This window comes from Porphyrobacter sp. LM 6, assembly GCF_001720465.1.
Classification (GTDB): Bacteria; Pseudomonadota; Alphaproteobacteria; order Sphingomonadales; family Sphingomonadaceae; genus Erythrobacter.
In genome coordinates this window covers 283,976-310,170 of sequence record NZ_CP017113.1, presented here as the reverse complement: position 1 = coordinate 310,170, position 26,195 = coordinate 283,976, and the positions used below count along the sequence as shown (strand labels likewise).

The window sequence follows — 26,195 nt, the reverse complement described above, 5'->3', positions numbered from 1 at the left end:
CCATTTTCCGTGAGCATCACCAAAGTCTGCGTCCTTGGCGCACCCGCCGATCAGGGCCAGCCGCTGGTGGCAGAACTGCTCGCCCACGGCTTCGCCGTCACCGCAGGGGTGCGCCGCGCCGATGCGATGGCGGGCACGCCATTTCCCGATCTGCCGACCGTGTTTGCCGACATCACCGATGCCGATGCGATGGCGAACGCTTTCGCAGGGCAAGATGCCGCCGCTTTCCATCTGCCGTTCGAATTCGACCGCGCCAGGGCCGCGCATTTCGGCCAGCAGATTGCCGCCGGGGCGAAGCGCGCAGGACTGAAGAAGATCATCTTCAACACCGCCTGCTTTGTCGCGGATCACGATCTCGACCTGTCCGCGCATGATGGCCGCCGCGATATCGAACGCGCGCTAGAGGAAACCGGCATCCCTTGCGTGTTCATCGAACCGACGGTGTTCATGGACAACCAGTACCGCATGTGGAACCGCCCGCTGATCATGCGCGAGGGCATCTTCGCCTATCCGGCCAAGCCCGACCTGCTGATCAACTGGGTGTGCCTTGAAGACGTGGCGCAGGCGATGCGCCGCGCGCTCCAGACCGATGCCGCCGACGGAATGCACGTGCCGCTCGGCGGGCCGGAGGCGCTGGTGGGCGATCAGGTCGCCGCCAATCTCTCCGAGGCAATCGGCCGCCCGGTGCGCTTCCAGAGCCTCGCGCCGGAGGAATTTGCCGCCCGCATGAGCGAGATGGTGACCGGATCGCGCGAGGTGACGCCGCTCAGCATCTATGACGGGATGGCGAAGTTCTATTCCTTCTACAACACGCAGCCCACCTCGCCGCTGGTGGTCGATCCCAAGGCCGCGCATGACCTGCTCGGCATGGAGCCAACCCGCCATCTCGACTGGGCGAAATCGAAGGACTGGCGCGCGGGCCTGCCCGCCTAACGGGGTGTCGTGAACGGCGTGATCGAAGGATCGCCGGGGCGGTTCTTGGTCGCCTCCACCGTTTCGGCATACATCGCGCGGATGATCGGCAGATCGGGATAGACCTCGGTCATGTAGCCCAGCAACGGCCGGGTATCGACGTAGCAGATCCGGTGTCCGGCAAAGCCGAACTCGCTCACCACCGGATAGCCCTCAGCCACCAGATGATCGCGCACGCCTGCGTAATCGGCGGCGAAGGTCGCGCAGTGGTGCAGCACCGGCTGGCCATCGTCCCGCAGCATCTCGTGGAAGGCGCTGGGGGCATCGGAGACCACCTCGATCACCTCGACATTGATCTCGCCCGTCTGGACGAACACGCCGCGGATGCGGATCGGATCGGCGGGTTGGCCGCGATAGACATGGTCCGCCAGCACACCCTCGGTCCCGCCGAGGAACGGCCCCCAGCCATAGGCGCGATTGAGAGCAGCGCAGCCGGCTTCGAGGTCCGGCACAAGGAACGCCATCTGGACGAGCGTGACCGGCAGGGTGCTCACACTCGGGCGTCCAGCCATGCGCGGCTGGTGCGGGCGCATTCGCGGGCGCGTTCGATCAGATCGGGGAAATTGTCACGCAGGGCGGCGGAGCGTTCTTCGACCGCCATTGGCAGATGATCGGGCAGGGCATCGACCATCGCGCCCAAAGCCAGCCCGCCTTGGCCGAGCGCCATGCGCCGGTTGATCGCATCGTCGATGATCGCATCGAAGCTGGCGAGGTCCGGCGGATCGGCGGGTGCATCGCAGGGCTGGCAATAGCTGAGCCATTCGCGCGGGATCGCCGCCAGATCCTTCGCGGTCCCGCCCGAGCGCGACCAGTGGAGCGTGTCGACCAGCAGCGCCTTGGCCTCGCCCTCGACATTCTCGAGGATCGAACGGGCCATGTGGATCGTCTTCACCTCGGTGAAGATCCCGAATTCGAGATTTACCCTGACCCCGGTGCCCTTTGCTGCATCGACCATCGCCTGGAACTTGGCGGTGGTGGCGGCCATGTCGGGATCGCTGGAGACGCACAGCAGGTTCCGCGCGCCCAGTTCGGCGGCGATGTCGACGAGCTCGGTCAGCCACGGATCGGGCGCGCCGGGCATGATCCATGCGACTTCGCAATCGAGCAATTCGACCCCGGCATCGCGCGCTTGGCTGCGGATCGCGCGGGTGGTGGCGGGCGTCCAGGTATCGCGCTCGCACCACATCCCGCCAAAGTCGAAATCGGATGCGGCGGCGGCTTCGATCAGCTGCGAAGGCGTGGCCTCGGGCATGATCCCGGCAGCGAGCGAGATCAGCCGTCTGGTCACAGTGTTTGCCCGTCGTCGAGCACGAAGTCCGCGCCGGTGACGAACTCCGCCGCGTCAGAGCACAGGAACAGGATCATCGCGTCCAGCCCCTCTTCGCCCATCAGCCGCCGCTTGGGGAAACGCGCGATCTGCTTCTTGCCGGGTTCGGTATCGAACCATTCGTCGTTGATCGCGGTGCGGATGTAGCCGGGGGAGACAGTGTTGACGTTGATGCCGCTGCGCGCCCATTCGCGCGCCAGCGTGCGCCCCGCCTGCACAACGCCCGCCTTGGAAGCGGCATAGGCGACGAGGCCAGGGGAGGGTTCGAAGGCGGTGATCGAGGCGATCAGCACGATCCGCCCCTTGGTGACCCCGTGCGCCATCATCCGCTTCGCACCTTCGCGCGCGGTCAGGATCGCGCCCTTGAGATTGATCGCGAGCGTCTGTTCGATCTCCTCCTCGGAGATGGTGGTCGCCATGCCAGCGCCATCGACTCCGGCATTGGCGATCACCGTATCGATCGGCCCGAACGCGGCTTCGGCAGCATCGAAGCCGGCGATAATGTCGGCCTCGCGCGCGACGTCCATTTGCACCGGACAGGCATTCGCGCCGATCCGGTCGGCGAGCGCTTCCAGCCGGTCAACCCGCCGCGCGCCAAGCGCCACCTGCGCTCCGCTCGCCGCGAGAATCCGCCCGAAACGTGTGCCGAGGCCGGAGGACGCGCCGGTGATGAGCGCCTTGCGCCCCGTCAGTTCGAAGGAAAAGCCCATGGCTGTCACTTGGCCGCGGGCAGCTCTCCGTCAATATACTTCCTCAGCGTCGTCTGGAAGTGACGCACGCGGCTGTCCTGATAGTGGCCAAGCTCCATCAGGCCTTCCTTCATGCTCTTCATCCCCTCCTGCACATAGGGCAGGTTTGCCATGTCCTGATCGAACACGTTGGCAAGCTGCGGGCCCATGATGTCGTTGGCCCAGGCGAAGGGCTCGTCATCGGGGATATAGGTCATTGCCACCGCGCGCGGGCGTTCCTGACCCTTGGGGGTGGGGAACAGCAGGCGGATTTCCATGATGCACCAGTCAGGCGTGTCGCCGGGCAGCCAGCGGTACACCAGCGTCGGCAGGAACCCGATCCACGGGGCGAAATTGGGGAAGATGTTGTAGGTGAAGTTGTCGAGGATCTCGGTGTCCGACGCATCCGAATAGTCGTAGCCATAGTTCTCGGCAAAGCCCTTGCGGCCCGCATCGGCGAGCAGCTTGCGTGCGCCCAGCGGATCATCGGCATCGTAATCGTCACCCGGCCCGTCGCTGGCGTTGAAGCGGCGGTTGGTGCGCGCGTCCTGCCCGCCGGAGAACTCGTTCATCTTCTCCAGCACGTAGTCCGAATTCTTGCCCTTCATGTGCGGGCTGAGCACGCCCGACGGGGTGATCGCGCGGTTGAAGTGATCGCCGATCAGATCGTAGCGGGTGTTGGCATCGCCAAGGAAGGCGAGCAGCTGCGGGTGGGTGGTGATCGAGTGCCAGGCCTCCATGAAGGCTTCGGCGGTGGCCTTCCAGTTGGCCGGGATCTTCTTCTGCACCCACATGCCGGTGTAGCGGTTTTCGAAGTCGTAGCGCTCGTAATGCGAAGCCGCCGGGCCGAGCCACGTCTTGAAATCAGGCAGGCTGTGGTTTTCGGTCAGCATGACGAAGCCCTGCCACAGCTCCACCCGGGCTTCGGGCAGATCCATGTTCTTGCCGTCGAGATGCTTGAAGTCCCACGCGCAGGGAATTTCCTTGAGGCTTCCGTCATTGCGCCAGGTGAAGCCGTGGAACGGGCAGCGCAGCTGCACTGAAGGGCCGCTTTCGGTGCGCAGCTTGCGACCGCGGTGGAGACAGGCGTTGTAGAACGCGCGCACGCTGCCGTCCTTCTGGCGGATCAGCAGGAAGCTCTTTCCGGCGATGTCGAACACCACCGAATCGCCCGGATCGGGCATTTCATCCTCGCGCGCGGCAAACAGCCACACGTTGGGCCACATCTTTTCCCGCTCCAGGCGGGCGAATTCCTCGGAGATATAGGGTGCGACCGGCAGCGGATCGTCACCCATTTCGATGGTGGTTTCCTCGAACAGGTAATCCGGCGGACGGCGGGTGTCGCCGTTGAGCATGTCGGTATAGCTGATCCCCGGGCAGCGGTCGGCGCGGGCAATATCCTTGATCTCGTTCATCGGCCTGAAGCGTCCTTTTCGAAGGGTAACCTTCGTCCCTCATCCTCGCACTTTGTGCAGTGTCTCGCACGGAGAATATCACACAGCTTCCGACTAGGGGCACACTATCGGATTGGAGAGGAACATGGCGCTAGGCGGAAAAATCGCGGCATTGGGCGATATCATGCAGCTGGCTTTCGTGCCGGAGGATTTCGACGCGGCAGTGAAGCACTGGACCGAGGTGATGGGGGTGGGGCCGTTCTTCATCATCGAGGGCATCCACCTCGACGGGATGAAGTATCGCGGCCAACCCACCGACGCGGTGTTCGATCTGGCGCTGGCCTATTGGGGTGATTTGCAGATCGAGCTGATCCGCCCGCGGGACAATCACCCCTCGGTCTACACCGGAGAGTATGGCGCGACCGGCAACGGGCTGCACCACGTGTGCATCCTCGTCGACGATATCGCCCATGCTCGGGCGGTGTGCGAGGCGGAAGGTGCCGAGATCATGATCGAAGGCACCTTCGGCACCAGCCAGGCGATCTATGTCGATGCGGGCGGCGGTCCGGGGACGCTGGTGGAAATTCTCCAGCAGGCCAAGGACGGGCCGGATCTGTTCGGGATGATCAAGGCCGCCGGGATCGGCTGGGACGGCAGCGAGCCGCTTCGCCGCTTTTGATTTCCGCACGCCCCTCCGGGCGCGCGATCCTCGCTAGACGCGCAGCAAAGCTGCGCCCGCTGCGGGCGGGCAGTCGCCCTTGCGACGCCTTCGGCGTCGAGCCTGAGCTGCGAAGCGACGATACGCCTTATCGGTCGCGCAGCGACCGCGAGCGCACGCGCGCGAGCCGCAGGTGCCCCGTAGCGAAGCGGAGGGAAAAGCACCGAGGACGGGGGCGCGGAGGCGCCCCCGCAATCAATCAGACGCCCCCAGGTAACCCAGCTGCCCGGCCTTGAAGATCGTCTGGGCACGGTTCACCGAGTCGAGCTTTTCGCCCGCGCGGTGGATGTGGTAGCGGATCGTGGCGTGTGACCGGTTGAGGATCATGCTGATCTCCTTGTCGGTCTTGCCGATCGCCGCCCAGCGCAGGCATTCAACCTCGCGCTTCGACAGCACGCAGTCCGAAGGGATGCGCCGCTTGGTGCGGTGGGCCTGGACGTAGCCTGCGACAAAGCAGCGGGTGAGCATCGCGAACAGCGCGCCATGTTCGGCGAACTCGGCCGAGAGATCCTCCTTGTTGCGATCCATCGAGATGAAGCTCGAGGCGGAGATCTGGCCGAACGGCAGATGTGTCGGGATCACGATCGCGGCCTTGCAAAGCGCGCGCTTTTCGAAATCGTTGAGGTCGATTTCAGCAAGGTAGTGGTTGCGCCAGCGGGTGTTGAAGCCGTGGCGGTTCACCCAGAACGGCTCGCTTTCGTAGCGGCAGGCGCGCGGCAGGGGCGAGTGCAGCGCGAGGCGATGGTCCTCCCACCAGCGCGCGCCATCATCCAGCCAGCGGAAGACATCGGCGTTGAGGATTGTGCCATCGGCATCGACCATCGGTTCCTTCGACGAGATGTCGTCGCACACCGCGATCTGCATTCCGCGCTCCTGCGCGATTCGCGCCAGGTTCACCGCGGCATCATGGATGTCTTCGGGACAGGTGATCGTCACCGAATCGAGAAGTTGTTCCAGCGATTCACGGCCTTGCGGCGTCCGCAGCTCGACAACATTATGGGCCATTTTCAGCCTCGCTCCTCTCCATTGTTCTCCCGCAAGGGGAGACTAACGCAATTTTCCGGAATGTCCTCATCATTTACGTAGGGGAAGCGCGCTCGCACCGAGGCTAGCGAAAGTGACAAAGGAGATTGGTGCGAATGGCCTTTGAGGGTGCGAATTTTGGGGTGGTGCTCAAGGCGTTGGCGGCGGCTGTCCCGGCGGACCGGCCGGCGCTGGTGCACGGCGAGCGGGTGGTCAATTGGGGCGCGTTTGACGCGCTGACCGACCGCATTGCCGCAGGCCTTGCCGCGCGCGGGCTCAAGCCCGGCGACATTGCCGGACAGATGCTCCGCAACACGCCCGATTACCTGCTCGCCTATTTCGGCTGCATCAAGGCGGGTGTGGTGCCGGTCAATGTGAACTACCACTACAAGACCCGCGAGCTGGCGGACATCTTCACCCGCTTTGGCCTCAAGGCGCTGTTCACCGAGAGCGATTTTGCCGAAACCGCGCGCGAGGCGATGCCCGCCGGCACGCTGACGATCGATGTCGGCGCGGGCGAATGGGCGGCGCTGTGCGACAGCGATCTGCCCGACGGCTTCGCCATCCATGATGACCCGCACGCGCTGTTCCTCACTGCCACCGGCGGCACCACGGGGATGCCCAAGGCGGTGATGTGGCCGATGAACGAGGCGTGGGGGGCCTTCAGCATCGGCGTGTGGCAGCGCGGGCCGGGCAATCCGCCCCTCGTCACCACCTCGATCGAGGAACAGGTGGCGCAGGCCGCCGCGATCGGTCCGGATCATCCGGCGAGCAATTCGCCGATGCTGCTCCTCAGCCCGCTGATGCACGGCGCGGGGCAGTTCACCGCGGTGATCCACCTCCTGAAAGGCGGCACGCTGGCGCTGTTGCCGGGGCCGAAGTTCGATGCCGATCTGGCGCTGGATGAAGTGAAGCGCATCGGCGCGCGGGGGGTCTTCATTGTCGGGGACGCCTTTGCCCTGCCGCTAGCCGACCGGCTTGATGCGCGGGACGACGCGGCCGTGGTGCTGGCTTCCTTGAGGAGCATTACCTCCTCGGGTGCGGTGTTCTCGGCGAACCTCAAGGCGCGGCTTATCGCGCATCACCCTTCGATGATGATCATCGACGCGCTTGGCTCCTCGGAAAGCTCGGGCACCGGGATCGTCATCACCACGGCGGCGGGCAGCAGCGGCGGGGGCAAGTTCCAGCCGCTTCCGGGACGCGAGACCAAGCTATTCGACGAGAATCACGAGGAAATTCTCCCCGGCAGCGACGGTGTCGGTATTGTCGCACGCACCGGGCCGCTGCCCCTGGGCTACCTCGGCGAGGACGCGAAGAACGCGGCCACATTCCCCACCATCGGCGGCAAGCGCTGGCTGATGACGGGCGACCGCGCGCGCTGGGCTTCCGACGGGACGCTCGAGTTCATCGGGCGCGACAACATGTGCATCAACACCGGCGGCGAGAAAGTCTTCCCCGAGGAGGTCGAGGCCGTTCTCCTCGATCACCCGGCGGTGAAGGACGTGCGGGTGGTGAGCCTGCCCGATCCGCGCTTCGGGCGGAAGGTGGTGGCGGTGGTGCAGCCGGAGGGCACGGTCGACGCCGCCGCGCTCGATTCCCATGCCCGCGCAGGGCTGGCCGGCTACAAGATCCCGCGGCTTTACGTGCTGACCGACCAGTCGCTCCGGCTCAACAACGGCAAGCCCGACTACAAGACCGCCCAAGCCCTGGCCGACGCCGCCGAGGGGTGAGCAACGGGCAATGTTCCACGTGGAACATCTGGGCAAAGCGGGTCTAGCGAGGGTCTAGCAGGGGTCTGGGCGCGGCTGGCTGATGGTTGGCGGGGCGATGAATGCCCTCAACTCGAGGCAATCCCGGCCGCGTCCGCCGGGGTTTCGATCGGCTGGTCGCGTTCCACACGTTCGGAATAGCGATCCACCAACAGCTCTGCATGAGGACGCAGCAGCACAGTGAAGCGCACCAGCTCTTCCATCACATCGACGATGCGATCGTAATAGCTCGACGGCTTCATCCGCCCGGCCTCGTCGAATTCCATATAGGCCTTGGCGACCGAGGACTGGTTCGGGATGGTGAACATCCGCATCCACCGTCCGAGGATGCGCAGGGTGTTGACGGTGTTGAAGCTCTGCGAACCGGCGTTGACCTGCATCACCGCCAGCGTACGGCCCTGCGTCGGACGCAGGCCTTTATAGGCGAGCGGCAGGTGATCGATCTGCGCCTTCATGATGCCGGTAATCGTGCCGTGGCGTTCCGGGCTGCACCACACCTGCGCTTCGGACCACAGCGAATGCTCGCGCAGTTCGTGGACCGCCGGGTGATCATCGCCCGCATATTGATCGGGCAGCGGGAGATCGGATGGATCGAAGATGCGCGTCTCGCAGCCGAAGAATTGCAGCAGCCGCGCCGCCTCCTCCACCGCAAGGCGCGAGAAGGAGCGTTCGCGCAGCGAGCCATAGAGCAACAATACACGCGGCGGGGGATCAATCGGGCCGAGGCCGAATGCCGGGCGGGCATGGACATATTCGGGCTTCAGCGCGGGCAAGTGAGCCGGATCGTGAAGCGCACGCAGACGCTGGTAGTCGCTCATCATGCCGCCCCTTCCATTGCGCCGATGTTCGCCAGTGCGCCGCCCAAGGCCGAGGCATCGAGCGTTGCCCGGTCAAGCGCAAGGAAGGACTTCACCCGCATTTCGAGCAGGCGCCACGTCTCTTCGAAGGCGGCGTCCACCTCGGCATCGCTGCCAGTCATGTCGGCGGGGTCAGGCAGACCCCAGTGCGCCTTTAAGGGGCTGCCGAGAAACACCGGGCAGGCCTCGCCCGCAGCATTCCCGCACACGGTGATCGCCAGATCGATCGACGGGGCACCGGACGCGGTGAATTCGTCCCAGCTTTTCGAACGGAAGGCCGACGTGTCGATCCCGCGTCGGGCGAGCAGCCGCAGCGCGCCCGGATGCGGCACACCCTTGGGCTTGCTGCCAGCACTAAAGGCCCGCACCCGGCCCTCCCCCAGATGATTGAACAAGGCCTCGCCCAGTATCGAGCGGGCGGAATTGCCGGTGCACAGCACCAGCACGGTAAAGGGTGTGTCGGACATCGGGGGCCTCAGGTCAGGGGCTCGCAGGCAAGCCCCGCCATCAGGTCGGAGCACATTTCGGGAATGCCCTGGCAGCAATCCTGCATCAGGAAGGTCAGCAACCGGCGCATGCCCGGGAAGTCGGCGCGGTAGTGGATCAGGCGGCTCTCGCGCTCGGACTGTACCAGCCCAGCCCGTTCCAGCGTGGCGAGGTGGTGCGACATGGTGGACGGTGGCACGCCGCAATACTCGGCGATTGCGCCCGCGATCATCCCGTCGGGGCCGACCTTGACCAGCGTCCGGAACACGGCAAGCCGCGTCTCGTGAGCGAGCGCTCCCAGCGCATCGACCGCCCAGACCTGGGTGTTGAAATCATCCATTCCAGCAACCTTTCGACATTCATCGAAATATACTGGATTGCGGCAGGATCAAGCCATAATTCGAGAAACGTCGAAATTTCGGGTCCGCGCCGTTTCGGGGCAAGCTCCTTGCAAGGGCGAACGGACGGGTTCGGCCGCCAAGCAGGCCGCCGACAACCCGCTCACCCCACCGCGCGGTCGGCCTTGTCCTTTTCGTTCGTGCCCTTAATCATGGCGCGCATCGCGTCCCATTCGGCATCGCCCAGCGCGTGGAGCATCGGGTAGAAGGTGCCGCCATTGGCCTGGAAACCTGCGCCGTCGATCGCAATGGTCTGGCCGTTCACGTATTCGGCGCCCTTGCCCATCAGGAACACCGCGAGGTTGGCGAGTTCGTGCATCTCGCCCGCGCGGCCCATCGGGTTCAGATCGTTCTTCGAATTGCCGCCCTGCCCGCCGGGGGAGAGGCGCGCGCTCATGCCCTTGGTCGGGAACAGGCCCGGCGCGATGGCATTGAAGCGCAGGCCATAGCGGCCCCACTCGGTCGCAAGGCTCTGGGTCATGGCGTTGATCGCGGTCTTGGACATGGCGCTAGGCACCACGAAGGCGCTGCCCGACCACACCCATGTGGTCAGGATCGAGAGGAAGCTCGCGCGCTTCTTCTCGGCGATCAGGCGCTTGCCGATGTCGAGCGTGACGTAGAAGGTGCCGCGCATCACGATGTCGGCAATCGCGTTGAAGCCATTGACCGAAAGGTCTTCGGTGCGGCTGATGAAGTTGCCGGCCGCGTTGTTGACCACGCCGGTCAGCGCGCCGCCATCGGCCCAGATGCTATCCACCATCGCGTGGATCGCGTCCGCGTCGCGGATGTCGCAGGCGAGCCCCACGATCTTGCCGCCGTGCAGGGCCGCCAGCTCGGCGGCGGTTTCATCGAGCTTGTTCTGCCGCCGCCCGCAGATGTAGACGGTCGCGCCCAGCTTGAGGAAGGCTTCGGCCATCTCGCGTCCGAGGCCGGTGCCGCCCCCGGTGACAAGGATCCGCTCGCCCGCCATCAGGCCATCGCGGAACATCAGCTTTGAAACGTCCATTGTTCTGGTTTTCCAGTGAGAGGGCCGGCGGGATCAGAGCCCCAGCACGGTCTTGGCGATGATGTTCTTCTGCACCTCGTCCGAGCCGCCGAAGATCGTCGAGGCGCGGTTGTTGAGATATTTGCCCATCGCGGTCTGGGCGTATTCGCTGCCAACCGGTTCGGGTGCCTCGTTGCCGTAGAGCGGGCGTTCGAGCGGCAGTTGCAGCGCATCCGGGCCAAGCAGTTCCAGCCGCAGCGTATCGACCTTCTGGCCGAGGTTCGAACCCAGCAGCTTGACCAGCGAGGTCTGCGGCCCGGGCGCGCGGCCCTTGGCGAGTTCGGCGAGGATGCGCAGCTCGGTCACTTCCAGCGCTTCGGCCTCCAGCCTGACGCGGGCGAGCCGGTCGCGGAAGCGCGCGTCATGCGCGATCGCGCCGTTGACGCCCGAAGGCTGGGTCTGAGCGAGGTTTTCCAGCCGGTCGATCGACTGGAGCAGGCGCGGGGCATAGCACGATCCGCCGCGCTCGTTTTCGAGCAGGAACTTGGCGATGCTCCACCCGGCGCCTTCTGCGCCGATGCGGTTCTCGACCGGGGTGCGGGCATCGGTGAAGAACACCGCGTTGACCTCGTGATCGCCCGACATCGAATGGATCGGGGTCACCGACACGCCGGGCTGATCCATCGGCACCAGCAGGAAGCTGATCCCCGCCTGCTTCTTCACCGTCGCATCGGTGCGGACGAGTGCGAAGATCCAGTCGGCGTGGTGGGCGTGGGTGGTCCAGATCTTGGAGCCGTTGATGACATATTCGTCGCCCTCAAGCCGCGCGGCGGTCTTCAGGCTGGCAAGGTCGGAACCGCTGCCCGGCTCGGAATAGCCCTGGCACCAGTAATCATCGCCCGAGAGGATGCCCGGCAGGAAGCGCGCCTTCTGTTCGGGCGTGCCGAATTCGCAGATCACCGGGCCGACAAGGCGCAGGCCGAGGATCGCGAGCGCAGGGGCGCCGGCGAGCGCGCATTCCTTTTCGAAGATGAACTTCTGGGTCGGGGTCCAGCCGGTGCCGCCGTCTTCCTTGGGCCAGTGCGGAGCGACCCAGCCCTGCTTGAAGAGAATGCGGTGCCATTCCATCCCGATATCGGGTTCGACGAACACCCCCGGCGTGCGGCGCGCGCCATCGCGCAGCCGATCGGGCAGGTTGTCCTTGAGAAACGCGTGCACCTCTTCGCGGAAGGCGATGTCCTCTGGGGAGAAGTCCAAGTCCATGTCAGTCGGATCCCGTTCGGCCTATTCAATCGATTGCGTCAGTCCCCGTCTCTCATGGCCCAGCGGATGGTGCGCCGCAGAAGGTCATAATAGACATCGTAATTCCACGCGCACATTTCCTTGTGCGGGTAGAAATCGGCCATGCCGGGCAGGTCGTAATGCCCGCGGCAGTGGCCCAGTGCGTTGTATACGATCTGACCGGCGCCAATATCCCTCGTATAAACGATAGGCACGGTGGTCTTGGGCCACTGGCTCTGGGTGAAGCCGGTCGCCTCGCCTTCGAAAGTGGTCTGCATCAGCGTTTCGATCGGCGCGGTGGTCTTGGAGAGGTAGAGCTCGTCCACCACCTCGAAATCCTCGATGCCCTTGGTCAGTTCGTGATCCTTGTTGACCACCTCGACCGGGAACTTGTCGATCGGCGGGTGGGCAACGAACTGCGTGCCGAGCATTTCCATCACGTCGGGGCGATCATTCGGCGCATCGACCAGGCCTTCGGCGGTGAAGACGAGGATCGAGTTGGTCCCGTGGAGCGCCATCCACTTGCCGCCCTTTTCCATCCACGCCTTCAACTGCGCCGCCTGTTCCTTGGTCGGCATCAGATCGCAGGTGTAGGTGATGAGGAAGCGGCACGCATCGAGCCGCTCCAGCCCCGAATAATCCGCCGCCACGGTGGTGCGGATGTGCGGGTGCTCGGCCAGCAGCTTGAGGATCTCGAGCCGCGGGTAATCGATATCGTGATACTTGCCCGCAGCGATGAAATGCGCGTCGATCCGGGTGGCGGGTTGTTCTGCCATATCAGCTCCTGATGCTGCCGCCGCCATCGACGGTGAAATCGCAGCCGGTGGTAAAGCTCGCTTCGTCGCTGGCGAGGAACACCACCGCGCGGGCGACTTCCTCGGGCTCGCCGATGCGGTTCATCGGGTGGGTGGCGGCGAAATTGGTCTCGATGTTCTCCGGCGTGTCGGCGCCCGAGAACTTGTAGCGGTTGTACATCGGCGTGCGGATCGCGCCGGGGTGGACCATGTTGGCGCGGATCGGCAGGCCGCGTTCGGCCAGATCGAGCGCCACCGATTGGGTGAGGCCCCTGAGGCCGGTCTTCGATGCGGAATAGGCCGCCACGAAGGATGCCGGGCGCAGCGCGATCATCGAGCCGATGTTGACGATGGCGCAGGGCTCGCCGCTCGCCTCCATCGCCGGGATCGCCGCGCGCATCCCGTAGAACGGGCCGTGGAGGTTGATGTCGATGGTGCGTTCCCACACGTCGAGCGCGCCGTCGGGCACATTGCCGGGTTCGGATATCCCGGCGATGTTGCACAGCACGGTGAGCTTCCCGAACGTCCCGCGCGTGGCGGAAACGGCGGCTTCCCACTGGTGGAGGTCACGCACGTCGAGCTGGCAGGCCGCCGCGCGTTCGCCAAGTTCGGCGGCGAGTTCCTGCGCCTTTTCGAGCTGGATATCACCCAGCATCACGCTGCCGCCCTCGGCCACGATCAGCCGTGCGACCGCCGCCCCGATCCCTTCCGCGCCGCCCGAAATCAGCGCGACCTTGCCCTGCATCCGCCCCTTGCCTTCAGTCACCGCTATTCGCGCTCCAGAATGGCGACGCCCGAAAGGCCGGGCGCGCCGTATACGTGGGAGTAGCCGAACCTCGGCTTGCCCGGCACTTGCCGCTCGCCCGCGCGCTGGCGCAGCTGCTGGACGTTTTCATAGACCTGCCTCAGGCCCGAAGCGCCGATCGGCTCCCCGCAGGCAAGGCAGCCGCCGTCGGTGTTCACCGGCAGCTTGCCGCCGTTGATCTCGGTCCAGCCATTGGCGAGCCATTCTTCCTGATCGCCATCCTTGCAGAAGCCGTTTTCGGCCATGTGCATGATTTCCGCGCCGCTTTCGGTGTCTTGCAGCTGGGCGACGGAGATATCCTCCGGCCCGATCCCCGCCTTCTCGAACGCCGCCTTGCTGGCGAGGACGGTGGGCTTGCCGCCTTCCTCGATGCTGATGCCGGCCTGGAACACCTCGAAGGAGTTGGGCGGGCGGGTCTTCACCGCCACTGCGCGGATCTTCACCCCGTCCGCGCCGAGTTCCTTCATCTTCTTTTCCGAAGCGAGGATCAGCGCCACCGCGCCTTCTGCCGGCGAGCAGAACATGTACTTGGTCAGCGGATCGTTGATCATCGGCGCGTTCATGATCGTCTCGAGATCGACCGGGCTGCGCCGCCATGCGTGGGGCGTGATTGTGCCGTTGCGGAACGCCTTTTCGGCCACGCGGCCCAGCGTCTCGCGGCTGATGCCGTGGAGCTGCATGTAGCGCTGGATCTTGAGCGCGAAGAACTGCGTGGTCAGCATCATGCCGGTCTGGCCGTACCATTCGGGCAGGCCATAGTCCGAAGGCTTGGCGTTGAAGGCGCCGCGCGGGTGCTTGTCGAAGCCGACCGCCAGCGCGAGATCATACATGCCGCTCGCAATCGCCTGCTGCGAGGCGGCGAGTGCGCTGCCGCCGGTGGCGCAGCCATTGGCGACGTTGGTGAACGGGAGCGAGGTCAGTCCCAGCTCGTTGACCATGATATCGGCATTGCCCGCCGCCGCGCTGCCGCCATAGGCGCATTCGATATCGGGCCATTCGAGCCCCGCATCGGCCAGCGCCTCGCGCACGGCATAGACGCCCTGTTCGCGGCCCGAACGGCTGTCGGTGCGGCCGAAGGGATGGATCCCCGCGCCGATGATATAGACATTCTCGCTCATGCGGCCTGACTTTCAGCTTGTGCGGCGGGACGGAAGGCGAAGGTGTCGAACCGCGCGTTGAACGGCACGATGCAGAATTCGAGCTCCATGCCGAGGTGGAGGTCTTCCAGCCGCGCATCGACGATGCGGCTTTCGACGATCACCTCGCCGGGCAGCTCCACGTAACCGAGCAGATAGGGCTGGAAATCGGGCGGCCCTTCGCCGGGGCCGGAACCGGGGCCTTCATAGGGCTCCTTGGGCAGGAAGCCCTGCGAGGTCCACGACCACAGCTTGCCCCGGCGCGAGAGCTTGTAGGGCTCCACGCCTTCCGCCGCATCGCCTGTCGGCATCGGAAAGACGATCTGCCCCGAAGGCAGGCGTCCGCCCATCAGGTGCGGCTGCGCCCCGTCACTCCACAGGTTCGGGTCGATCTTTTCGCCCATTGTCAGTCCCCTCCAGCCCGCGCATCATGCCGCGAGCGCATACTCCGCGAGCACGGTATCAACGTCGCCGAACAGGCGGGCGAGCAGCATGACGCGCTTCATCGCGTGGCCGATGGCAAGCTCGTCGGTGATACCCATGCCGCCGTGCATCTGCACCGCCTCGCGGGCGATGGCATCGATGTTCTCGCCGATGAAAGCCTTGGCCCCGGCGGCGGCGCGCTGCCATGTGGCGGCATCACCCCGGTCGGTCAGTGCGGCGCGATAGAGCATCGAGCGCGCCTGCTCTTCCCTCGCGTAAGCGTCGACCAGTCGGTGCTGGAGCGCCTGGAAAGTGCCGATCGCCACCCCGAACTGCTCGCGCTCCTTCACATACTGGAGCGTATCGTCGAGCAGGCGCTGGCCGAGGCCGACCATTTCGGCGGCGGCATAAAGGCGGACATCGGCGACGATCCCGTCCAGCGCGGCGGCATCGAGCGTGAGCTTGGTTGCAGCCGGCGTGCGGGTTAGCTTGATCTCGCCCGCGATGCTGCCATCGGCGAGGCGATAGGCGCGCACTTCGAGGCCCGGCGCATCCTTGGGTACGAGGAAGCAGGCGGTTTCCCCGCCAAGATCGGCGGTAACGATGAACAGGTCCGCCATCAGCGCGCCCATCACCATCGTCTTTTCGCCGGTGAGGGTGAAGCCGCCGCCCGCGTCTTCCGCCTTCATGCCCTTGGCCTTGAGGCTGTAGCGCTGGCCGCGTTCGGTCCAGGCGAGGGTAGCGATAGTGGTGCCGGACAGCACGCCTTCGAGCGCCTCGGCAGCGCCGCCGCGTTCGAGCAGCAGGGCAGGCAGGATGCCGTGTTCGACCAGCGGATCGGGGGCATTGGCCTTGCCGATCGCTTCGGCGACCAGTGCCAGATCGACTGCCGAGCCGCCCATGCCGCCCGCATCCTCGCCCGCAGCGAGCGCGATCAGGCCCATCTCCGCCAGCTCCTGCCAGCGCGCACGGTCATAGCCGGTGGCCGACAGGCGCAGGCGGCGGCGTGCCTCCACATCGATCGGCGCGGCGAAGCGCTCGACCGAGGAGACGAACATCTGCTGTTCTTCGGACAGGTCGAAATTCATCGGCTCAACCCTTCCGCGTGAAGGTGATCGGCAGATGGGTCACGCCGCGCAGCAGGATGTTGGGCAGGATGCGGATTTCGTTCTCGTCCGCGACCGCGAAGTTATCGAGCCGTTCGAGCAGCTCGTCGAAGGCGACCAGCATTTCCTTGCGGCTGAGCATGTTGCCCACGCACATATGCGGGCCCTTGCCGAAGCTGAGGTGGGTGCGGGCGTTGGCGCGTTCGATGTCGAACTTGTCGGGATCGGGGAACTTGGCCGGATCGCGGTTGGCCGCGGCATAGCGCAGCTGCACCACCGCGCCGTTGGGGATTTTCATGCCGCCGAGTTCGGTGTCGGCCTTGACGATGCGCCACATCCCCGCGGTCGGCGTTTCGTAGCGCAGCGCTTCCTCGACCAGGTTCATGATGACCTTGGGATCGCGCCCGCCGGCGGCGGCCTTGGCCTTGGCCATCTGGTCAGGATTGCGGATCAGCTGGAGCAGCCCGCCCGCCAGCGTCGATGTGGTGGTCTCGTTCCCCGCGACCATGAACTGCTGCATCAGCGACATGATTTCGGGATCGCTGAGCGGGGTTTCGCCTTCGACCCGCGCTTCGACCAGATCGGTCAGCAGATCATTGCCGCCGTTGGCGCGGCGGTCATCGATCAGGCCCTTCATGTAGTGCTGGAATTCGACGAGGCTGCGCGCGCATTCCTTCTTGCGTTCGAAATCGACCATCTGGCTGAAGCGGTCGACCGCCGCGTCCGACCAGCGCTTCACGCGCTTGGGATCATCGTCGAGCCCGATCTGCCCGGCGATCATGGCGACGGGCAGCGGCACGCCGAATTCCTCGACGAATTCGCATTCGCCCCGATCGGCGAAGGCTTCGATCAGGTCGATCGACTTCTGCCGCATGTCGGCCTCGATCGCGTTGACGCGCGGGGCCGAGAAGGCGAGGTTCACCAGCTTGCGGTTGCGGGTGTGGACCGGGTGATCGGCGGTCAGCAGCGTGGGCAGATCGGGCCAGCCTTCGGCGAGGATCGCCTGGATTTCCTCATCCGCCTCGCGCCCCATCAGCGCGGTGAAATCGTTCGAGAAGATTTCCGGCTTGGATGCCGCCTCGCTGCACAGGTCATACGAATAGACGACCCAGGTGTTCATCCCTTCGAGATGTTCGATAGCGATCCCCGCCTCGTGCACTGCGCGGTAGTAATCGAACGGATCGATCAGCGTTTCGGGGGCAAAGACATTGCCTTCGGGCTTGTTCATGTGAGGCGGCTCCGGCACCGGGAAAATTATGGTGCAAGCCTAGCCAAACCCTCGCCTCCGATGCGATGCACGTTTATGTTAGGGTTGCGCGTTCCGCATCACGCGCCGGCAAATTCGCGCTGGAATTCAAGCATATCGAAATAGTCGCGCCACCCGGTGATGAGGCCGTTTTCGTCGAGATCGAAGGTGCCCATCACGCGGATCGCGGCGCGGCGGCCATCCTTGAAGTTGAACGCATCGGTGCGCTCGGTCAGCACGGTGTTGCCGTTGGCGGCGATGGCGTGAGTCTGCCAGTCGCACGAAGCGATGTTGGAGAGGAAGCCTTCGACCATTGCGCGCATCGCGGCGGTGCCGACGACCGGCTCCATCGGAATGTTGTGATAGACGATCCCTTCCGCGCACAGGCTCAGCATGGCGTCGATATCGCAGGCGTTCCAGTGGCCGATGAAGGCTTCGACGGTTTGCTGGGGGGTCATGCTGTTCCTCCTGAAGTGTAATCGAGCGCCTGCCGCAGCATCTGGCGCACGTGCGGGTTGGCGTAGGTTGCCGGGCCATCGCCGAATTGCAGATAGACGAGCGGAGCGGGGCAGGTGCGGCTTTCCCACGCGACGCAGTTGCTCCCCGGCGGATGGTTCCAGCCTTCGTTACTGAACATCGCGCCCGCCACGGCCTGCGCGGCGGAATAGAAATTGTCGCGGGTAAAGGCGAAGCCCTCGGCGCGGACGAGCGGGGTGAAGGCGGCCTCGTCGATGGGGCAGAGGTATAGCTCGTCGGTAACGGGGAAGCTTTCGGGCAGCCCGCGCGTCACCGGGTGATCGGCCACGATCTGAGCATCATAGGTGATATCGTGGCGATAACCGGAATCCGGGCCGTGATCGCCGGGCTGGTAGTGGAATATCCCGCCCAGCCATTGGTGCCATTCGGGCCAGAGCGCCCACCCGGCCAGCGCATGGTGCATCGTTACTGCGCCCTTTCCGGCTGCGAACCGCGCCGAGATGGCTTCGCGCAAGGCGGGCGAGGGCGGGCGCATCGTCACCGTGCCATCGGCGAAGGTGTAGCCCGCCATGTCGTAGAATAGCAGGCCGTCGGCCGCAGCAATTGCGCCCACGGCATCGGCCTCTCCGCCCTCGGGATGGATCAGGTGCGTGATCTTCCAGTCGCCCAAGGCACTGAGCAGCTCGCCGAACGGCCCGGCCTCGTAAGGGTGGCCGCCCGACAAGACCAGCAAGGAGCGCATCAGGCGATCTTGAGGATCATCTTGCCGTCATTCGTCCCCGCGAACAGCCGCATGAAGCTGTCGAAGGCGTTCTCCAGCCCTTCGTCGATATGCTCGTCGATGGTGAGTTTGCCCTGCGCGGCCCACACGCCCATCTGCTGCGCGCCCTCGGCGAAGCGGGGGACGTAATCGGCGACCAGCAGGCCGCGGATGTGGGCGCGCTTCACGATCAGCTGCCACAGGTTGCGGATGCCCCGCGGCTCGGTGTTGTATTCACTGATCAGCCCGCACAGCCCCACGCGCGAATGCAGGTTCAAGTTCATCAGCCCCGCATCGAGGATGATCCCGCCAACGTTCTCGAAGATTACATCGACCCCGTCGGGGCAGGCCTCGGCAATCGCGGCCGTGAGCGCAGCTTCATCCTTGCCGCGATAGTCGATGGCGGCATCGAAGCCGTATTTCTCGGTGAGGCGCGCGCACTTGGCCGGGCCGCCCGCAATGCCGACCGCGCGGCAGCCGTGGATCTTGGCAAGCTGGCCGACAAGACTGCCGACTGCACCCGCCGCGCCGCTCACCAGCACAGTCTCGCCCGCCTTGGGCTCGCACACTTCGAGGAAGCCGAAATAGGCCGTCATGCCGACAGCGCCGAAGATCGAGAGGTAGTTGGTGACGCTCGGCACAAGGCTCGGGTCGATCGGCTGGGTGAAGCCGCCCGCAACGCCGATCGAATAATCCTCCAGCGCGTTGAGCCCCATCACCCATTGGCCGGGGGCAAAGCCTTCCGCGCGGCTTTCCTCGACCACCCCGATGGTGCTGGCACGCACCGGATCACCCAGCGGGATCGGCGGCATGTAATTGCCCTCCGCATCCATCCACCCGCGCATCGCCGGATCGAGCGAGGCGTAGTGGTTGCGGATCAGGAACTGGCCTTCCTCCAGCGCGGGGGTGGGCTCGCTGACGAGTTCGAAATCCTGCGCGACCGGCGTGCCATCGGGGCGACGCTGGAGAAGGAAGCGGCGGTTGGTGGGCATGGTATTCCTTTGATTGAGAGGATCAGGCCGGTTCGAGCTTCACCGGAATAGCACTTTGCAGGGATTGGCCGGTGATCGGGTCGTAATCGACCACCTCGCTCACGAGCCGGTTGGTGGAAGAGCCACGCTCGCGCACGTCCTCCTTGGTCGCATCGGCATCGCCGTAAGCATGCGCCATCGACACGATCCCGCGCCGCACCTTGTCGCTGGCCTTGACGACGCCGTGGATCGTGGCGTGGGGGCTGGTGATCGCGACAAGCCCGCCTTCTTCCAAGCCCAGCGCGGCAATGTCGTCGGGGTGGATATAGGCGGGGTTGGTGGTGGTCTTGGCCTGCAATTTCTTGAGCGGGTGGCCGATCGAGTTGAACCGCGTCTTGGAGCGGCGGCTGATCAGTCGGAAGTCGAAGCCTTCGCGCGCAGCCTTGTTCTCGGCATATTTCAGGATTTCCGAGGGCATCGCCCCCACCGCTAGATCGAAGCGATGGAATTCGCTTTCATCGACCGGCTGCACCAGCGGATGCACCTCGGGATAGATCACCGCCGCGCCGCCATTGGCCTGGCAATCGGCGCGCACGTCGCTCGGCTTCTTGAGGCTGCCGGCCACCATCAGGTCGAGGAATTCCTGCTTGGTCGGCTTGCGGTCCATAGGCAGCGGGCCGCCGTTCAGCACCATCGTGATCCCGAGGTGATGCGCCAGCGTCCAGAACATCTCGTATTCGTCGATGCAGTCGCCCGGCGCCTTCACCACCGCTTCGGTGTAGCGGGCATAGGGTTCCTCGTGCCACCATTCGGAAAGGTTGGTGATGTCCTCGCGCTCAAGGCATTGCGAGGGCGCGAGCACCACCGTGGCGCGCTTGGCGCTGGCGCTCATCCACGGATCGATCTGCACGAACAGCTCGAGATCATCCAATGCGCGCACCATCTTGGCTTGGTCGGGGAAGCCGACCACCGGATTGCCGCCGACAGAAATCAGCGCGCGCACTTGGCCTTCGCCGGGGGTGAGGATTTCGTCTGCCAGCACGTTGCACGGCATTTCCCAGCCGAGATGGCCCAGCCCGCGGAAGCGCGACTTGGGCATGCCTTCGGCCCCGAACATCGGCACCGGCGGGGCGACCTGCGCGCGGCGCGCGGTCTGGTAGGGGCTGAAGACGCCCGGGATCGCGGCCTTTTCGCCCTCCTGCTTGAAGCGCGCGCAAATCGTGTTGAGGCAGGTGACGAGATATTCGGTCAGCGTGCCGTTGCCCGCCATTTCGGGCCCCGTTCCGGTGGTGGCGCAGCCCTTCAATCCGCCCGCGAACATCCGCGCGGCGGCGACGAGCTGGTCCTTGTCGAGCCCGGCCCGCTCGGCCGCGACTTCAGGCGGGAAGGCCTTCACAGCTTCGGCGAGCTCGTCGAAACCATCGACATGGGCCGCGACGAAGTTGCGATCATAGAGCCCTTCGGAAATGATCACGTTGAGCATGCCTGCCAGCATCGCCGGATCCTCGCCCGGCTTCACCGGCAGGTAGATATCGGCGAGCCGCGCCACATCGCTTTCGCGCGGGTCGGCGACGATCAGCTTCAGCCCTTCCGCCTTCTTGTCGCGGATGCGGCGCGAAGGGCTGAACGGCGGCACCCCGCCGACGGGGGCATAGTGCGACACGATCGGGTTGTTGCCGATGAACAGCGCCACATCGCTTTCGCTGAAGGTGTTCGGCCCGGCCATCCACTTGCCGTAACGCGCGGTGGTGAAGACCTTGGCGGGCTGGTCGAGCGTGACCGAGGTGTAGAAATTGCGACTGCCGACCGCGTTAGCGAAGCTCAAGGAAGCGGCCATCGCGGCGCTGTTCTGGAAGCCGCCCGATCCCATGAACACCGCCACCGAATGCGGGCCATAAGTGTCGATGATGCGGCGCAGCTCGCTCGCGACATGGGCGAGCGCTTCGGGCATCGGGGTCGAGACGAACTCGCCCGCCTCGTTGCGAACCAGCGAGTGATGCAGGCGGTTTTCCGAATTGTGCGAATCCGGCAGCTCGCGGCCCTTCATGCAGGTGTAGCCGCCATAGGCCGGATCATCGGGATCGCCGCGCACTTCGATCACCTTGCCGTTCTCGACGTCCACTTCCATCGCGCAGTTGGCGTGGCAGAAGCGGCAGAAGGTCTTGTGAGTGTGAACGCCCATCATGGTTCTCCCTTTGGCGGGCGAGACTACCACAGGGGCAGGGGCGCTCGACTGATACTTTTGTCCGTGGAGGCCTCTCGCCCGCGCCCGCAATAGGGCAGGAAACGCAGTGCAATTCTCTTGGGGAGATCGACCGATGCCCACCACCACCCGCCAATGGCTCCTCAACGGACACCCGCGCGGCCGCGGGATCGAGATCGACAGCGATTTCAAGCTGGTCGAAACGCAGCTCCCCGATCCCGGCCCGGGCGAGATGCTGCTGAAGACGCATTTCCTCGGCTTCGATCCGGCGCAGAAGGGCTGGATGGAGAATATCGCCGATTACGTCGCGCCGATGGCGATCGGGGACGTGATGCGCGGCAGCGGGATCTGCGAAGTCGTGGCGTCAAACGGCGGGCGCTATGCCGTGGGCGATATGCTGTTCGGCACCACGGGGTGGACCGAATATCTCGTTTCCGACGGCAAGGATCTGACCAAGGTCGAAACCGAACTCTCGCCCACCGCCGTGCTTTCGGTGCTGGGGACCACCGGCCTCACCGCCTATTGTGGGCTGTTCAAGGTCGGCAAGCCCGTGGCGGGCGATACCGTGCTGGTGAGCGGCGCGGCGGGCGCGACGGGCAGCATCGTCGGCCAGCTTGCCAAGATCGCCGGTTGCCGCGTGGTCGGCATCGCGGGCGGTCAGGACAAGTGCGACTGGCTGGTGCGCGAGGCGGGCTATGACGCCGCGATCGATTACAAGGCCGGCAATGTGAAGGCGCAGATCCGCGAACTCTGCCCGCGCGGCGTGGACGTGATCTACGACAATGTCGGCGGCAAGATCTTGAACGACATGCTCGCCTGCATCGCCACCGGCGCGCGCGTGGTGATCTGCGGCGGGATCAGCCGTTACGAGACCGGAAGCCTGCCCGCCGGGCCGGAGAACTACTTCAACCTCGTGTTCCGGCGCGGCACGATGGCGGGCTTCATCGTGCTCGACTGGGCGAGCGAATTCCCCGGCATCCGCAAGCGGCTCGAAGGCTTCGTCAAGGACGGTAGCCTCAAGTATCAGGAAGACATCCAGCACGGTTTCGAAAACGCGCCGACCACGCTGCAACGCCTGTTCAGCGGCCAGAACCGCGGCAAGCAGCTCTTGAAGCTGTGACGTCTCAGGCCGGGGGCAAGTCCTCCGGCCGGTTGACGTTCATCAGCGTGGCGGGAAGCGCGATCTGCCGCGCGCCGATGTGATCGGCAAAGCGGTAGAGCGAGCGCCCGCCCCCGGCGATGAACGCTTCCAGCGCGGGTGCTGCATCGGACGGCCACAGCCCGACGACCGGCTGGCTCTCGACAATGCCCGCCCCGTCTCCGGCAAGTGTGGCGGCAAGATCAAACGGCAGATCGGGCACATCGACTCCGGCCGAAAGGACGTGAGTGCAGCCTTGCGCGCGCGCCTCGTGCAGCGCCGCCGCCAGCCCGCCCAGCGGGCCGAGCCCGGCTTCGGGCCAATCGGGAATGCAGGTAAAGCCCGGCTCCTCGCGCCCGCACACCACCACGCTATCGCATTGCGCGGCGAGAGCGGCGGCGACCCGGTCGATCAGCCGCGCGCCCTGATAAAGCGCATGGGCCTTGTCGCTGCCAAACCGCCGCGCCTGTCCGCCGGCGAGGATCGCGCCGAGAAGCTTAGTCAAACGCTTCGGTCGCCTGCCCTTCGGCGTTGTAGACCGGGCCTTCGGCATCGACGCGGTACTTGGCGCTGACCGCCGCTGTGATGCCGAACTTGCCGATGTGATCGCGCATGCCGGTATAGGCCGGGTCCTTGAAGTGCGCGGCGAGGGCTTCCTCGCTCTCCCACTCCTCGAACACGTTCACGCGTGCAGGGTTCATCGAACAGGCGCTCCAGTCGTAGTGGATGCAGCCCTTCTCGGCGAGCGCGGCCTCGATATGCGGGCGCGCGGTGCGCAGCGCCTCTTCGCGCTGGGCCGGGTCGAGGTCGATCTGGGCGGAAATGAGAATCTTGGCCATTTTTTGCTCCTGGGGTTCAGACCACCCGCCCCGCCTCCCCGCCCGGCCACCAATGATACCATCAGGCTATGGTGGCCGGGAAGGGAGGCGGGGCGGGTGGTCTGCAGTTCGCGCAAGCGAACCCGAAAACTAAATCCCGAATTCGGCGACAATGCGGAAGGTGCGGCTGGTGAAGCGCCACTGGCCGTCGATCTTCTTGAGTTCATCCTCGTAGAGCCCGCCGACGTGGCGCGCCTTGGCGTCCTTGGGCTTGAGGATTTCCTGCGTCTGCACGCGGGCCTTGGCGGTGTCGCCGGTGACTTCGATCATGCAGGGCACGCAGTGGAAGCTGACCGCCTCCAGCCCGCTCATAGCGCCGTTCCAGAAGGCGACGATCGCGTCCTTGCCGTGGGTCTTGTGGCCCATCAGATCCCAGTCGGCATCATCGGCCCAGACGCTTGCCCAGGTGGCGGAATCGATGCGCACCACGCCATCGGCATAGGTGCCATTGAGTTCGGTGATCGCCACGCGATCCTCCAGCGGTCCGGTAAACATTGCGCGCTCTCCCTTTATCGTGGCGCTGCTATCAGGCGCGGGGTGGCCGCGAACAATGGACACTTTTGGGAAGGGGGAGGCAGCACCGATGCGTGTTACTCGCTCGGCCACGAGAGAGGAGACACGTGATGGGACAATTGCAAGGCAAGACCGCAGTGGTGCTGGGGGCGGCATCGGAAGGCAACATGGGCCAGACCATCGCCCGCCTGTTCGCCAAGGAAGGCGCGAAGGTGATGGTGGCGGGCCGCAAGGAAGCCCCGCTCGCCGCGCTCGCCAAGGAAATCGGCGGTGAATATGCGCTGTGCGACATCGCCAAGAAGGCCGAGGTCAATGCGATGGCCGACAAGGCGGTCGCCGCTTTTGGGCGGGTGGATATCGCGATCAACACCACCGGTTGGGGCCTGCTCGCCAGCCTTGAGGAAATCACCGACGAACAGCTCGACCAGATCGTCGACTTGCAGTTCAAGGGCGTGCACCACTTCCTCCAGGCCTTCGTGCGGGTGATGAGCCAGCAGCAGCCGACCGGCGGTTCGCTGATTTCGCTGTCTTCGGCCACGACCAAGGCGATCATCACCAACCACGCCGCCTATATCGGCACCAAGCGCGGCTCCGAGGCGCTGATCGAGTGCGTCGCCAATGATTACGGGCACTTGGGGATCAAGGCCAACACCGTCTCGCCCGCCTTCACCGATAGCCCGATGACCCATGCGAGCTTCCAGGTGCCGGGCCTGACCGATGCGTTCCTGCCGCGCTACCCGATGGGGCGGCTCAACACCGTGGACGATGTCGCCCACGCCTGCCTGTGGCTGTGCACCGACAACGCCTATGTGACGGGCGCCAATATCCAGCCCAATGGCGGGCTGATCATGCGCGGCAATCCGCAGGCGGGCGATGTCGCCGCAGCGGTCGGCGCGGCGATGGCGAAGTTGCAGCAATAGGCTGCCGCAGTCCCGATGTTCCACGTGGAACATCGGGGCAAGGCCGGGCTAAGGGGGGTCTAGAGGGGGTCTAGGCCCCCTTAATATTGTGCGGTTCCGCCATCGACGCTGATCTGCTGGCCGGTGATCCCCGCGCCCGCCTCGCTGGCGAGCAACACCGCCACGGCGGCGACTTCCTCGACCGTATTGGGCCGCTTGATCGCCGAATCCGCGGCGAACATCGCGATCATCTCGTCCAGCTCCATCCCCATCGCCTTGGCGGTGGCGGGGCCGTTGTTCTTGATGATGTCGGTGATGACGATGCCGGGGCAGATCGCATTGACCGTCACCCCCTGCGCCCCGACTTCGCGCGCGAGGCTCTTGGTCATGCCGTTCACCGCGTGCTTGGCGGCGGAATAGGCGGTCAGCACCGCCTTGCCGTGCTTGCCCTCCATCGAGGAGATGTTGATGATCCGCCCGTCGCCCTTTTCGAGCATGGTCGGCAGCGCGCGGCGGCTGGCCCAGAAGGTCGAATAGACGTTCCACTTCATCGCCTCGTCAAAGGCGTGGTCGGACAGGTTGACGAGCGGCTGCAAATCGCCCGCGCCGCCCGCATTGTTGACGAGAATGTCGAGCGTGCCGAAATGCGCGACCACGGCATCGATGAAGCCTTCGAGATCGGACTGGCTCATCACGTCACCCGCGATGAAGATCGCGTTTTCGCCTGCGCCCAGTTCTTCCAGCACCTTGGCGCCCTTGTCGGGATTGCGCGCGAACAGCGCGACCTTGCCGCCCTCGGCCAGAAATGCCTCGGCAATCCCGCGCCCCATGCCCGCCGTGCCCCCGGTAATCGCGGCGACTTTTCCTGCCAGTTTCATGCTGTCTCTCCTTTGCATTGCTGGGTAGCC

The 26,195-nt window shown here is 65.2% G+C and carries 29 protein-coding genes; 5 read left to right on the top strand and 24 right to left on the bottom strand.

Annotated features, from left to right (window positions below; genetic code table 11):
* Positions 1-9: 9 nt before the first annotated feature.
* Positions 10-933, top strand: coding sequence for an SDR family oxidoreductase (locus BG023_RS01580; RefSeq protein WP_069308896.1), 924 nt, complete (start codon positions 10-12; stop codon positions 931-933).
* Here the strand turns inward: BG023_RS01580 and BG023_RS01575 are convergent.
* From BG023_RS01575 to BG023_RS01560, 4 genes are read right to left on the bottom strand one after another with little or no spacing between them, the layout of a single operon-like run.
* On the bottom strand, positions 930-1,466 hold the full coding sequence (locus tag BG023_RS01575) for a VOC family protein (protein WP_190315797.1): 537 nt from the start codon (positions 1,464-1,466) through the stop codon (positions 930-932). The two genes, BG023_RS01580 and BG023_RS01575, sit on opposite strands and share 4 nt — an antisense overlap.
* Positions 1,463-2,260, bottom strand: a complete 798-nt coding sequence (locus BG023_RS01570; protein WP_083234471.1) for a sugar phosphate isomerase/epimerase family protein — start codon at positions 2,258-2,260, stop codon at positions 1,463-1,465. Before BG023_RS01570 ends, BG023_RS01575 begins: the two co-directional genes overlap by 4 nt.
* Complete coding sequence (locus tag BG023_RS01565; RefSeq protein WP_069308894.1) at positions 2,257-3,009, bottom strand: SDR family NAD(P)-dependent oxidoreductase; 753 nt, start codon at positions 3,007-3,009, stop codon at positions 2,257-2,259. The genes BG023_RS01570 and BG023_RS01565 overlap by 4 nt, the downstream gene beginning before the upstream one ends.
* Positions 3,010-3,014: 5 nt before the next feature.
* Positions 3,015-4,442: an aromatic ring-hydroxylating oxygenase subunit alpha gene (locus BG023_RS01560; protein ID WP_069308893.1), complete on the bottom strand. Its 1,428-nt coding sequence runs from the start codon at positions 4,440-4,442 to the stop codon at positions 3,015-3,017.
* A 124-nt stretch (positions 4,443-4,566) separates the two neighbouring features.
* Here BG023_RS01560 and BG023_RS01555 point away from each other — a divergent pair, with 124 nt between their 5' ends.
* Positions 4,567-5,100, top strand: coding sequence for a VOC family protein (locus tag BG023_RS01555; RefSeq protein ID WP_069308892.1), 534 nt, complete (start codon positions 4,567-4,569; stop codon positions 5,098-5,100).
* Positions 5,101-5,334: 234 nt separating this feature from the next.
* On the opposite strand, the gene BG023_RS01550 is transcribed toward BG023_RS01555, so the two are convergent.
* Positions 5,335-6,144: a helix-turn-helix transcriptional regulator gene (locus BG023_RS01550; RefSeq protein ID WP_069308891.1), complete on the bottom strand. Its 810-nt coding sequence runs from the start codon at positions 6,142-6,144 to the stop codon at positions 5,335-5,337.
* A gap of 134 nt (positions 6,145-6,278) precedes the next feature.
* On the opposite strand from BG023_RS01550, the gene BG023_RS01545 reads away from it, so the two are divergent.
* A complete protein-coding gene (locus BG023_RS01545; RefSeq protein ID WP_069308890.1) occupies positions 6,279-7,892 on the top strand; it encodes an AMP-binding protein in 1,614 nt (537 codons plus the stop codon).
* A 107-nt stretch (positions 7,893-7,999) separates the two neighbouring features.
* On the opposite strand, the gene arsH is transcribed toward BG023_RS01545, so the two are convergent.
* The 15 genes from arsH to BG023_RS01470 form a co-directional block, all read right to left on the bottom strand.
* Positions 8,000-8,749 carry an arsenical resistance protein ArsH gene (gene arsH / locus BG023_RS01540; RefSeq protein WP_069308889.1) on the bottom strand — a complete coding sequence of 250 codons (750 nt, stop codon included), beginning with the start codon at positions 8,747-8,749 and terminating at the stop codon, positions 8,000-8,002.
* Entirely contained in the window at positions 8,749-9,255 is a 507-nt protein-coding gene (locus BG023_RS01535; RefSeq protein WP_069308888.1) for an arsenate reductase ArsC, read from the bottom strand. The genes arsH and BG023_RS01535 overlap by 1 nt, the downstream gene beginning before the upstream one ends.
* A gap of 8 nt (positions 9,256-9,263) precedes the next feature.
* Positions 9,264-9,614, bottom strand: a complete 351-nt coding sequence (locus BG023_RS01530; protein WP_069308887.1) for an ArsR/SmtB family transcription factor — start codon at positions 9,612-9,614, stop codon at positions 9,264-9,266.
* 161 nt (positions 9,615-9,775) lie between these two features.
* Positions 9,776-10,678: an SDR family oxidoreductase gene (locus BG023_RS01525; RefSeq protein ID WP_069308886.1), complete on the bottom strand. Its 903-nt coding sequence runs from the start codon at positions 10,676-10,678 to the stop codon at positions 9,776-9,778.
* Between the two features lie 33 nt (positions 10,679-10,711).
* Entirely contained in the window at positions 10,712-11,920 is a 1,209-nt protein-coding gene (locus tag BG023_RS01520) for an acyl-CoA dehydrogenase family protein (protein ID WP_069308885.1), read from the bottom strand.
* Between the two features lie 38 nt (positions 11,921-11,958).
* Positions 11,959-12,714: a ThuA domain-containing protein gene (locus BG023_RS01515; protein WP_069308884.1), complete on the bottom strand. Its 756-nt coding sequence runs from the start codon at positions 12,712-12,714 to the stop codon at positions 11,959-11,961.
* A gap of 1 nt (position 12,715) precedes the next feature.
* Positions 12,716-13,498 carry an SDR family NAD(P)-dependent oxidoreductase gene (locus BG023_RS01510; protein WP_233993045.1) on the bottom strand — a complete coding sequence of 261 codons (783 nt, stop codon included), beginning with the start codon at positions 13,496-13,498 and terminating at the stop codon, positions 12,716-12,718.
* A gap of 2 nt (positions 13,499-13,500) precedes the next feature.
* Positions 13,501-14,655: a thiolase family protein gene (locus tag BG023_RS01505; protein ID WP_069308883.1), complete on the bottom strand. Its 1,155-nt coding sequence runs from the start codon at positions 14,653-14,655 to the stop codon at positions 13,501-13,503.
* A complete protein-coding gene (locus tag BG023_RS01500) occupies positions 14,652-15,077 on the bottom strand; it encodes a Zn-ribbon domain-containing OB-fold protein (RefSeq protein ID WP_150122756.1) in 426 nt (141 codons plus the stop codon). The genes BG023_RS01505 and BG023_RS01500 overlap by 4 nt, the downstream gene beginning before the upstream one ends.
* A 24-nt stretch (positions 15,078-15,101) precedes the next feature.
* Positions 15,102-16,184: an acyl-CoA dehydrogenase family protein gene (locus BG023_RS01495; RefSeq protein WP_069308881.1), complete on the bottom strand. Its 1,083-nt coding sequence runs from the start codon at positions 16,182-16,184 to the stop codon at positions 15,102-15,104.
* Between the two features lie 4 nt (positions 16,185-16,188).
* Positions 16,189-17,430, bottom strand: a complete 1,242-nt coding sequence (locus BG023_RS01490; RefSeq protein ID WP_069308880.1) for a cytochrome P450 — start codon at positions 17,428-17,430, stop codon at positions 16,189-16,191.
* 98 nt (positions 17,431-17,528) lie between these two features.
* Positions 17,529-17,906 carry a nuclear transport factor 2 family protein gene (locus BG023_RS01485; protein WP_069308879.1) on the bottom strand — a complete coding sequence of 126 codons (378 nt, stop codon included), beginning with the start codon at positions 17,904-17,906 and terminating at the stop codon, positions 17,529-17,531.
* Positions 17,903-18,667, bottom strand: a complete 765-nt coding sequence (locus BG023_RS01480) for a ThuA domain-containing protein (protein WP_069308878.1) — start codon at positions 18,665-18,667, stop codon at positions 17,903-17,905. The genes BG023_RS01485 and BG023_RS01480 overlap by 4 nt, the downstream gene beginning before the upstream one ends.
* Entirely contained in the window at positions 18,667-19,677 is a 1,011-nt protein-coding gene (locus BG023_RS01475; protein ID WP_069308877.1) for an NADP-dependent oxidoreductase, read from the bottom strand. Before BG023_RS01475 ends, BG023_RS01480 begins: the two co-directional genes overlap by 1 nt.
* 22 nt (positions 19,678-19,699) lie before the next feature.
* Positions 19,700-21,841 carry a molybdopterin-containing oxidoreductase family protein gene (locus BG023_RS01470; protein ID WP_233993044.1) on the bottom strand — a complete coding sequence of 714 codons (2,142 nt, stop codon included), beginning with the start codon at positions 21,839-21,841 and terminating at the stop codon, positions 19,700-19,702.
* Between the two features lie 133 nt (positions 21,842-21,974).
* Here BG023_RS01470 and BG023_RS01465 point away from each other — a divergent pair, with 133 nt between their 5' ends.
* Complete coding sequence (locus tag BG023_RS01465; protein ID WP_069308876.1) at positions 21,975-22,979, top strand: NADP-dependent oxidoreductase; 1,005 nt, start codon at positions 21,975-21,977, stop codon at positions 22,977-22,979.
* Positions 22,980-22,983: 4 nt separating this feature from the next.
* Here the strand turns inward: BG023_RS01465 and mobA are convergent, their stop codons facing one another.
* The 3 genes from mobA to BG023_RS01450 form a co-directional block, all read right to left on the bottom strand.
* Positions 22,984-23,502, bottom strand: a complete 519-nt coding sequence (gene mobA, locus BG023_RS01460; RefSeq protein WP_069308875.1) for a molybdenum cofactor guanylyltransferase — start codon at positions 23,500-23,502, stop codon at positions 22,984-22,986.
* Positions 23,495-23,836, bottom strand: a complete 342-nt coding sequence (locus BG023_RS01455; RefSeq protein ID WP_069308874.1) for a putative quinol monooxygenase — start codon at positions 23,834-23,836, stop codon at positions 23,495-23,497. The genes mobA and BG023_RS01455 overlap by 8 nt, the downstream gene beginning before the upstream one ends.
* Before the next feature lie 129 nt (positions 23,837-23,965).
* Entirely contained in the window at positions 23,966-24,370 is a 405-nt protein-coding gene (locus BG023_RS01450) for a nuclear transport factor 2 family protein (RefSeq protein WP_069308873.1), read from the bottom strand.
* Between the two features lie 128 nt (positions 24,371-24,498).
* Here BG023_RS01450 and BG023_RS01445 point away from each other — a divergent pair, with 128 nt between their 5' ends.
* Positions 24,499-25,308: an SDR family NAD(P)-dependent oxidoreductase gene (locus tag BG023_RS01445; RefSeq protein ID WP_069308872.1), complete on the top strand. Its 810-nt coding sequence runs from the start codon at positions 24,499-24,501 to the stop codon at positions 25,306-25,308.
* 80 nt (positions 25,309-25,388) lie between these two features.
* Here BG023_RS01445 and BG023_RS01440 read toward each other — a convergent pair whose 3' ends face one another.
* Positions 25,389-26,165, bottom strand: a complete 777-nt coding sequence (locus BG023_RS01440; RefSeq protein WP_069308871.1) for an SDR family NAD(P)-dependent oxidoreductase — start codon at positions 26,163-26,165, stop codon at positions 25,389-25,391.
* Positions 26,166-26,195: the final 30 nt, after the last annotated feature.

Excerpts from the sequence above, each read along its gene's own strand:
- BG023_RS01565 (WP_069308894.1), bottom strand. The coding sequence starts at position 3,009 with ATGGGCTTTTCCTTCGAACTGACGGGGCGCAAGGCGCTCATCACCGGC.
- BG023_RS01560 (WP_069308893.1), bottom strand. The coding sequence starts at position 4,442 with ATGAACGAGATCAAGGATATTGCCCGCGCCGACCGCTGCCCGGGGATC.
- BG023_RS01555 (WP_069308892.1), top strand. The coding sequence starts at position 4,567 with ATGGCGCTAGGCGGAAAAATCGCGGCATTGGGCGATATCATGCAGCTG.
- BG023_RS01550 (WP_069308891.1), bottom strand. The coding sequence starts at position 6,144 with ATGGCCCATAATGTTGTCGAGCTGCGGACGCCGCAAGGCCGTGAATCG.
- BG023_RS01545 (WP_069308890.1), top strand. The coding sequence starts at position 6,279 with ATGGCCTTTGAGGGTGCGAATTTTGGGGTGGTGCTCAAGGCGTTGGCG.
- arsH (WP_069308889.1), bottom strand. The coding sequence starts at position 8,749 with ATGAGCGACTACCAGCGTCTGCGTGCGCTTCACGATCCGGCTCACTTG.
- BG023_RS01535 (WP_069308888.1), bottom strand. The coding sequence starts at position 9,255 with ATGTCCGACACACCCTTTACCGTGCTGGTGCTGTGCACCGGCAATTCC.
- BG023_RS01530 (WP_069308887.1), bottom strand. The coding sequence starts at position 9,614 with ATGGATGATTTCAACACCCAGGTCTGGGCGGTCGATGCGCTGGGAGCG.
- BG023_RS01525 (WP_069308886.1), bottom strand. The coding sequence starts at position 10,678 with ATGGACGTTTCAAAGCTGATGTTCCGCGATGGCCTGATGGCGGGCGAG.
- BG023_RS01520 (WP_069308885.1), bottom strand. The coding sequence starts at position 11,920 with ATGGACTTGGACTTCTCCCCAGAGGACATCGCCTTCCGCGAAGAGGTG.
- BG023_RS01515 (WP_069308884.1), bottom strand. The coding sequence starts at position 12,714 with ATGGCAGAACAACCCGCCACCCGGATCGACGCGCATTTCATCGCTGCG.
- BG023_RS01505 (WP_069308883.1), bottom strand. The coding sequence starts at position 14,655 with ATGAGCGAGAATGTCTATATCATCGGCGCGGGGATCCATCCCTTCGGC.
- BG023_RS01500 (WP_150122756.1), bottom strand. The coding sequence starts at position 15,077 with ATGGGCGAAAAGATCGACCCGAACCTGTGGAGTGACGGGGCGCAGCCG.
- BG023_RS01495 (WP_069308881.1), bottom strand. The coding sequence starts at position 16,184 with ATGAATTTCGACCTGTCCGAAGAACAGCAGATGTTCGTCTCCTCGGTC.
- BG023_RS01490 (WP_069308880.1), bottom strand. The coding sequence starts at position 17,430 with ATGAACAAGCCCGAAGGCAATGTCTTTGCCCCCGAAACGCTGATCGAT.
- BG023_RS01485 (WP_069308879.1), bottom strand. The coding sequence starts at position 17,906 with ATGACCCCCCAGCAAACCGTCGAAGCCTTCATCGGCCACTGGAACGCC.
- BG023_RS01480 (WP_069308878.1), bottom strand. The coding sequence starts at position 18,667 with ATGCGCTCCTTGCTGGTCTTGTCGGGCGGCCACCCTTACGAGGCCGGG.
- BG023_RS01475 (WP_069308877.1), bottom strand. The coding sequence starts at position 19,677 with ATGCCCACCAACCGCCGCTTCCTTCTCCAGCGTCGCCCCGATGGCACG.
- BG023_RS01470 (WP_233993044.1), bottom strand. The coding sequence starts at position 21,841 with ATGATGGGCGTTCACACTCACAAGACCTTCTGCCGCTTCTGCCACGCC.
- BG023_RS01465 (WP_069308876.1), top strand. The coding sequence starts at position 21,975 with ATGCCCACCACCACCCGCCAATGGCTCCTCAACGGACACCCGCGCGGC.
- BG023_RS01455 (WP_069308874.1), bottom strand. The coding sequence starts at position 23,836 with ATGGCCAAGATTCTCATTTCCGCCCAGATCGACCTCGACCCGGCCCAG.
- BG023_RS01450 (WP_069308873.1), bottom strand. The coding sequence starts at position 24,370 with ATGTTTACCGGACCGCTGGAGGATCGCGTGGCGATCACCGAACTCAAT.
- BG023_RS01445 (WP_069308872.1), top strand. The coding sequence starts at position 24,499 with ATGGGACAATTGCAAGGCAAGACCGCAGTGGTGCTGGGGGCGGCATCG.
- BG023_RS01440 (WP_069308871.1), bottom strand. The coding sequence starts at position 26,165 with ATGAAACTGGCAGGAAAAGTCGCCGCGATTACCGGGGGCACGGCGGGC.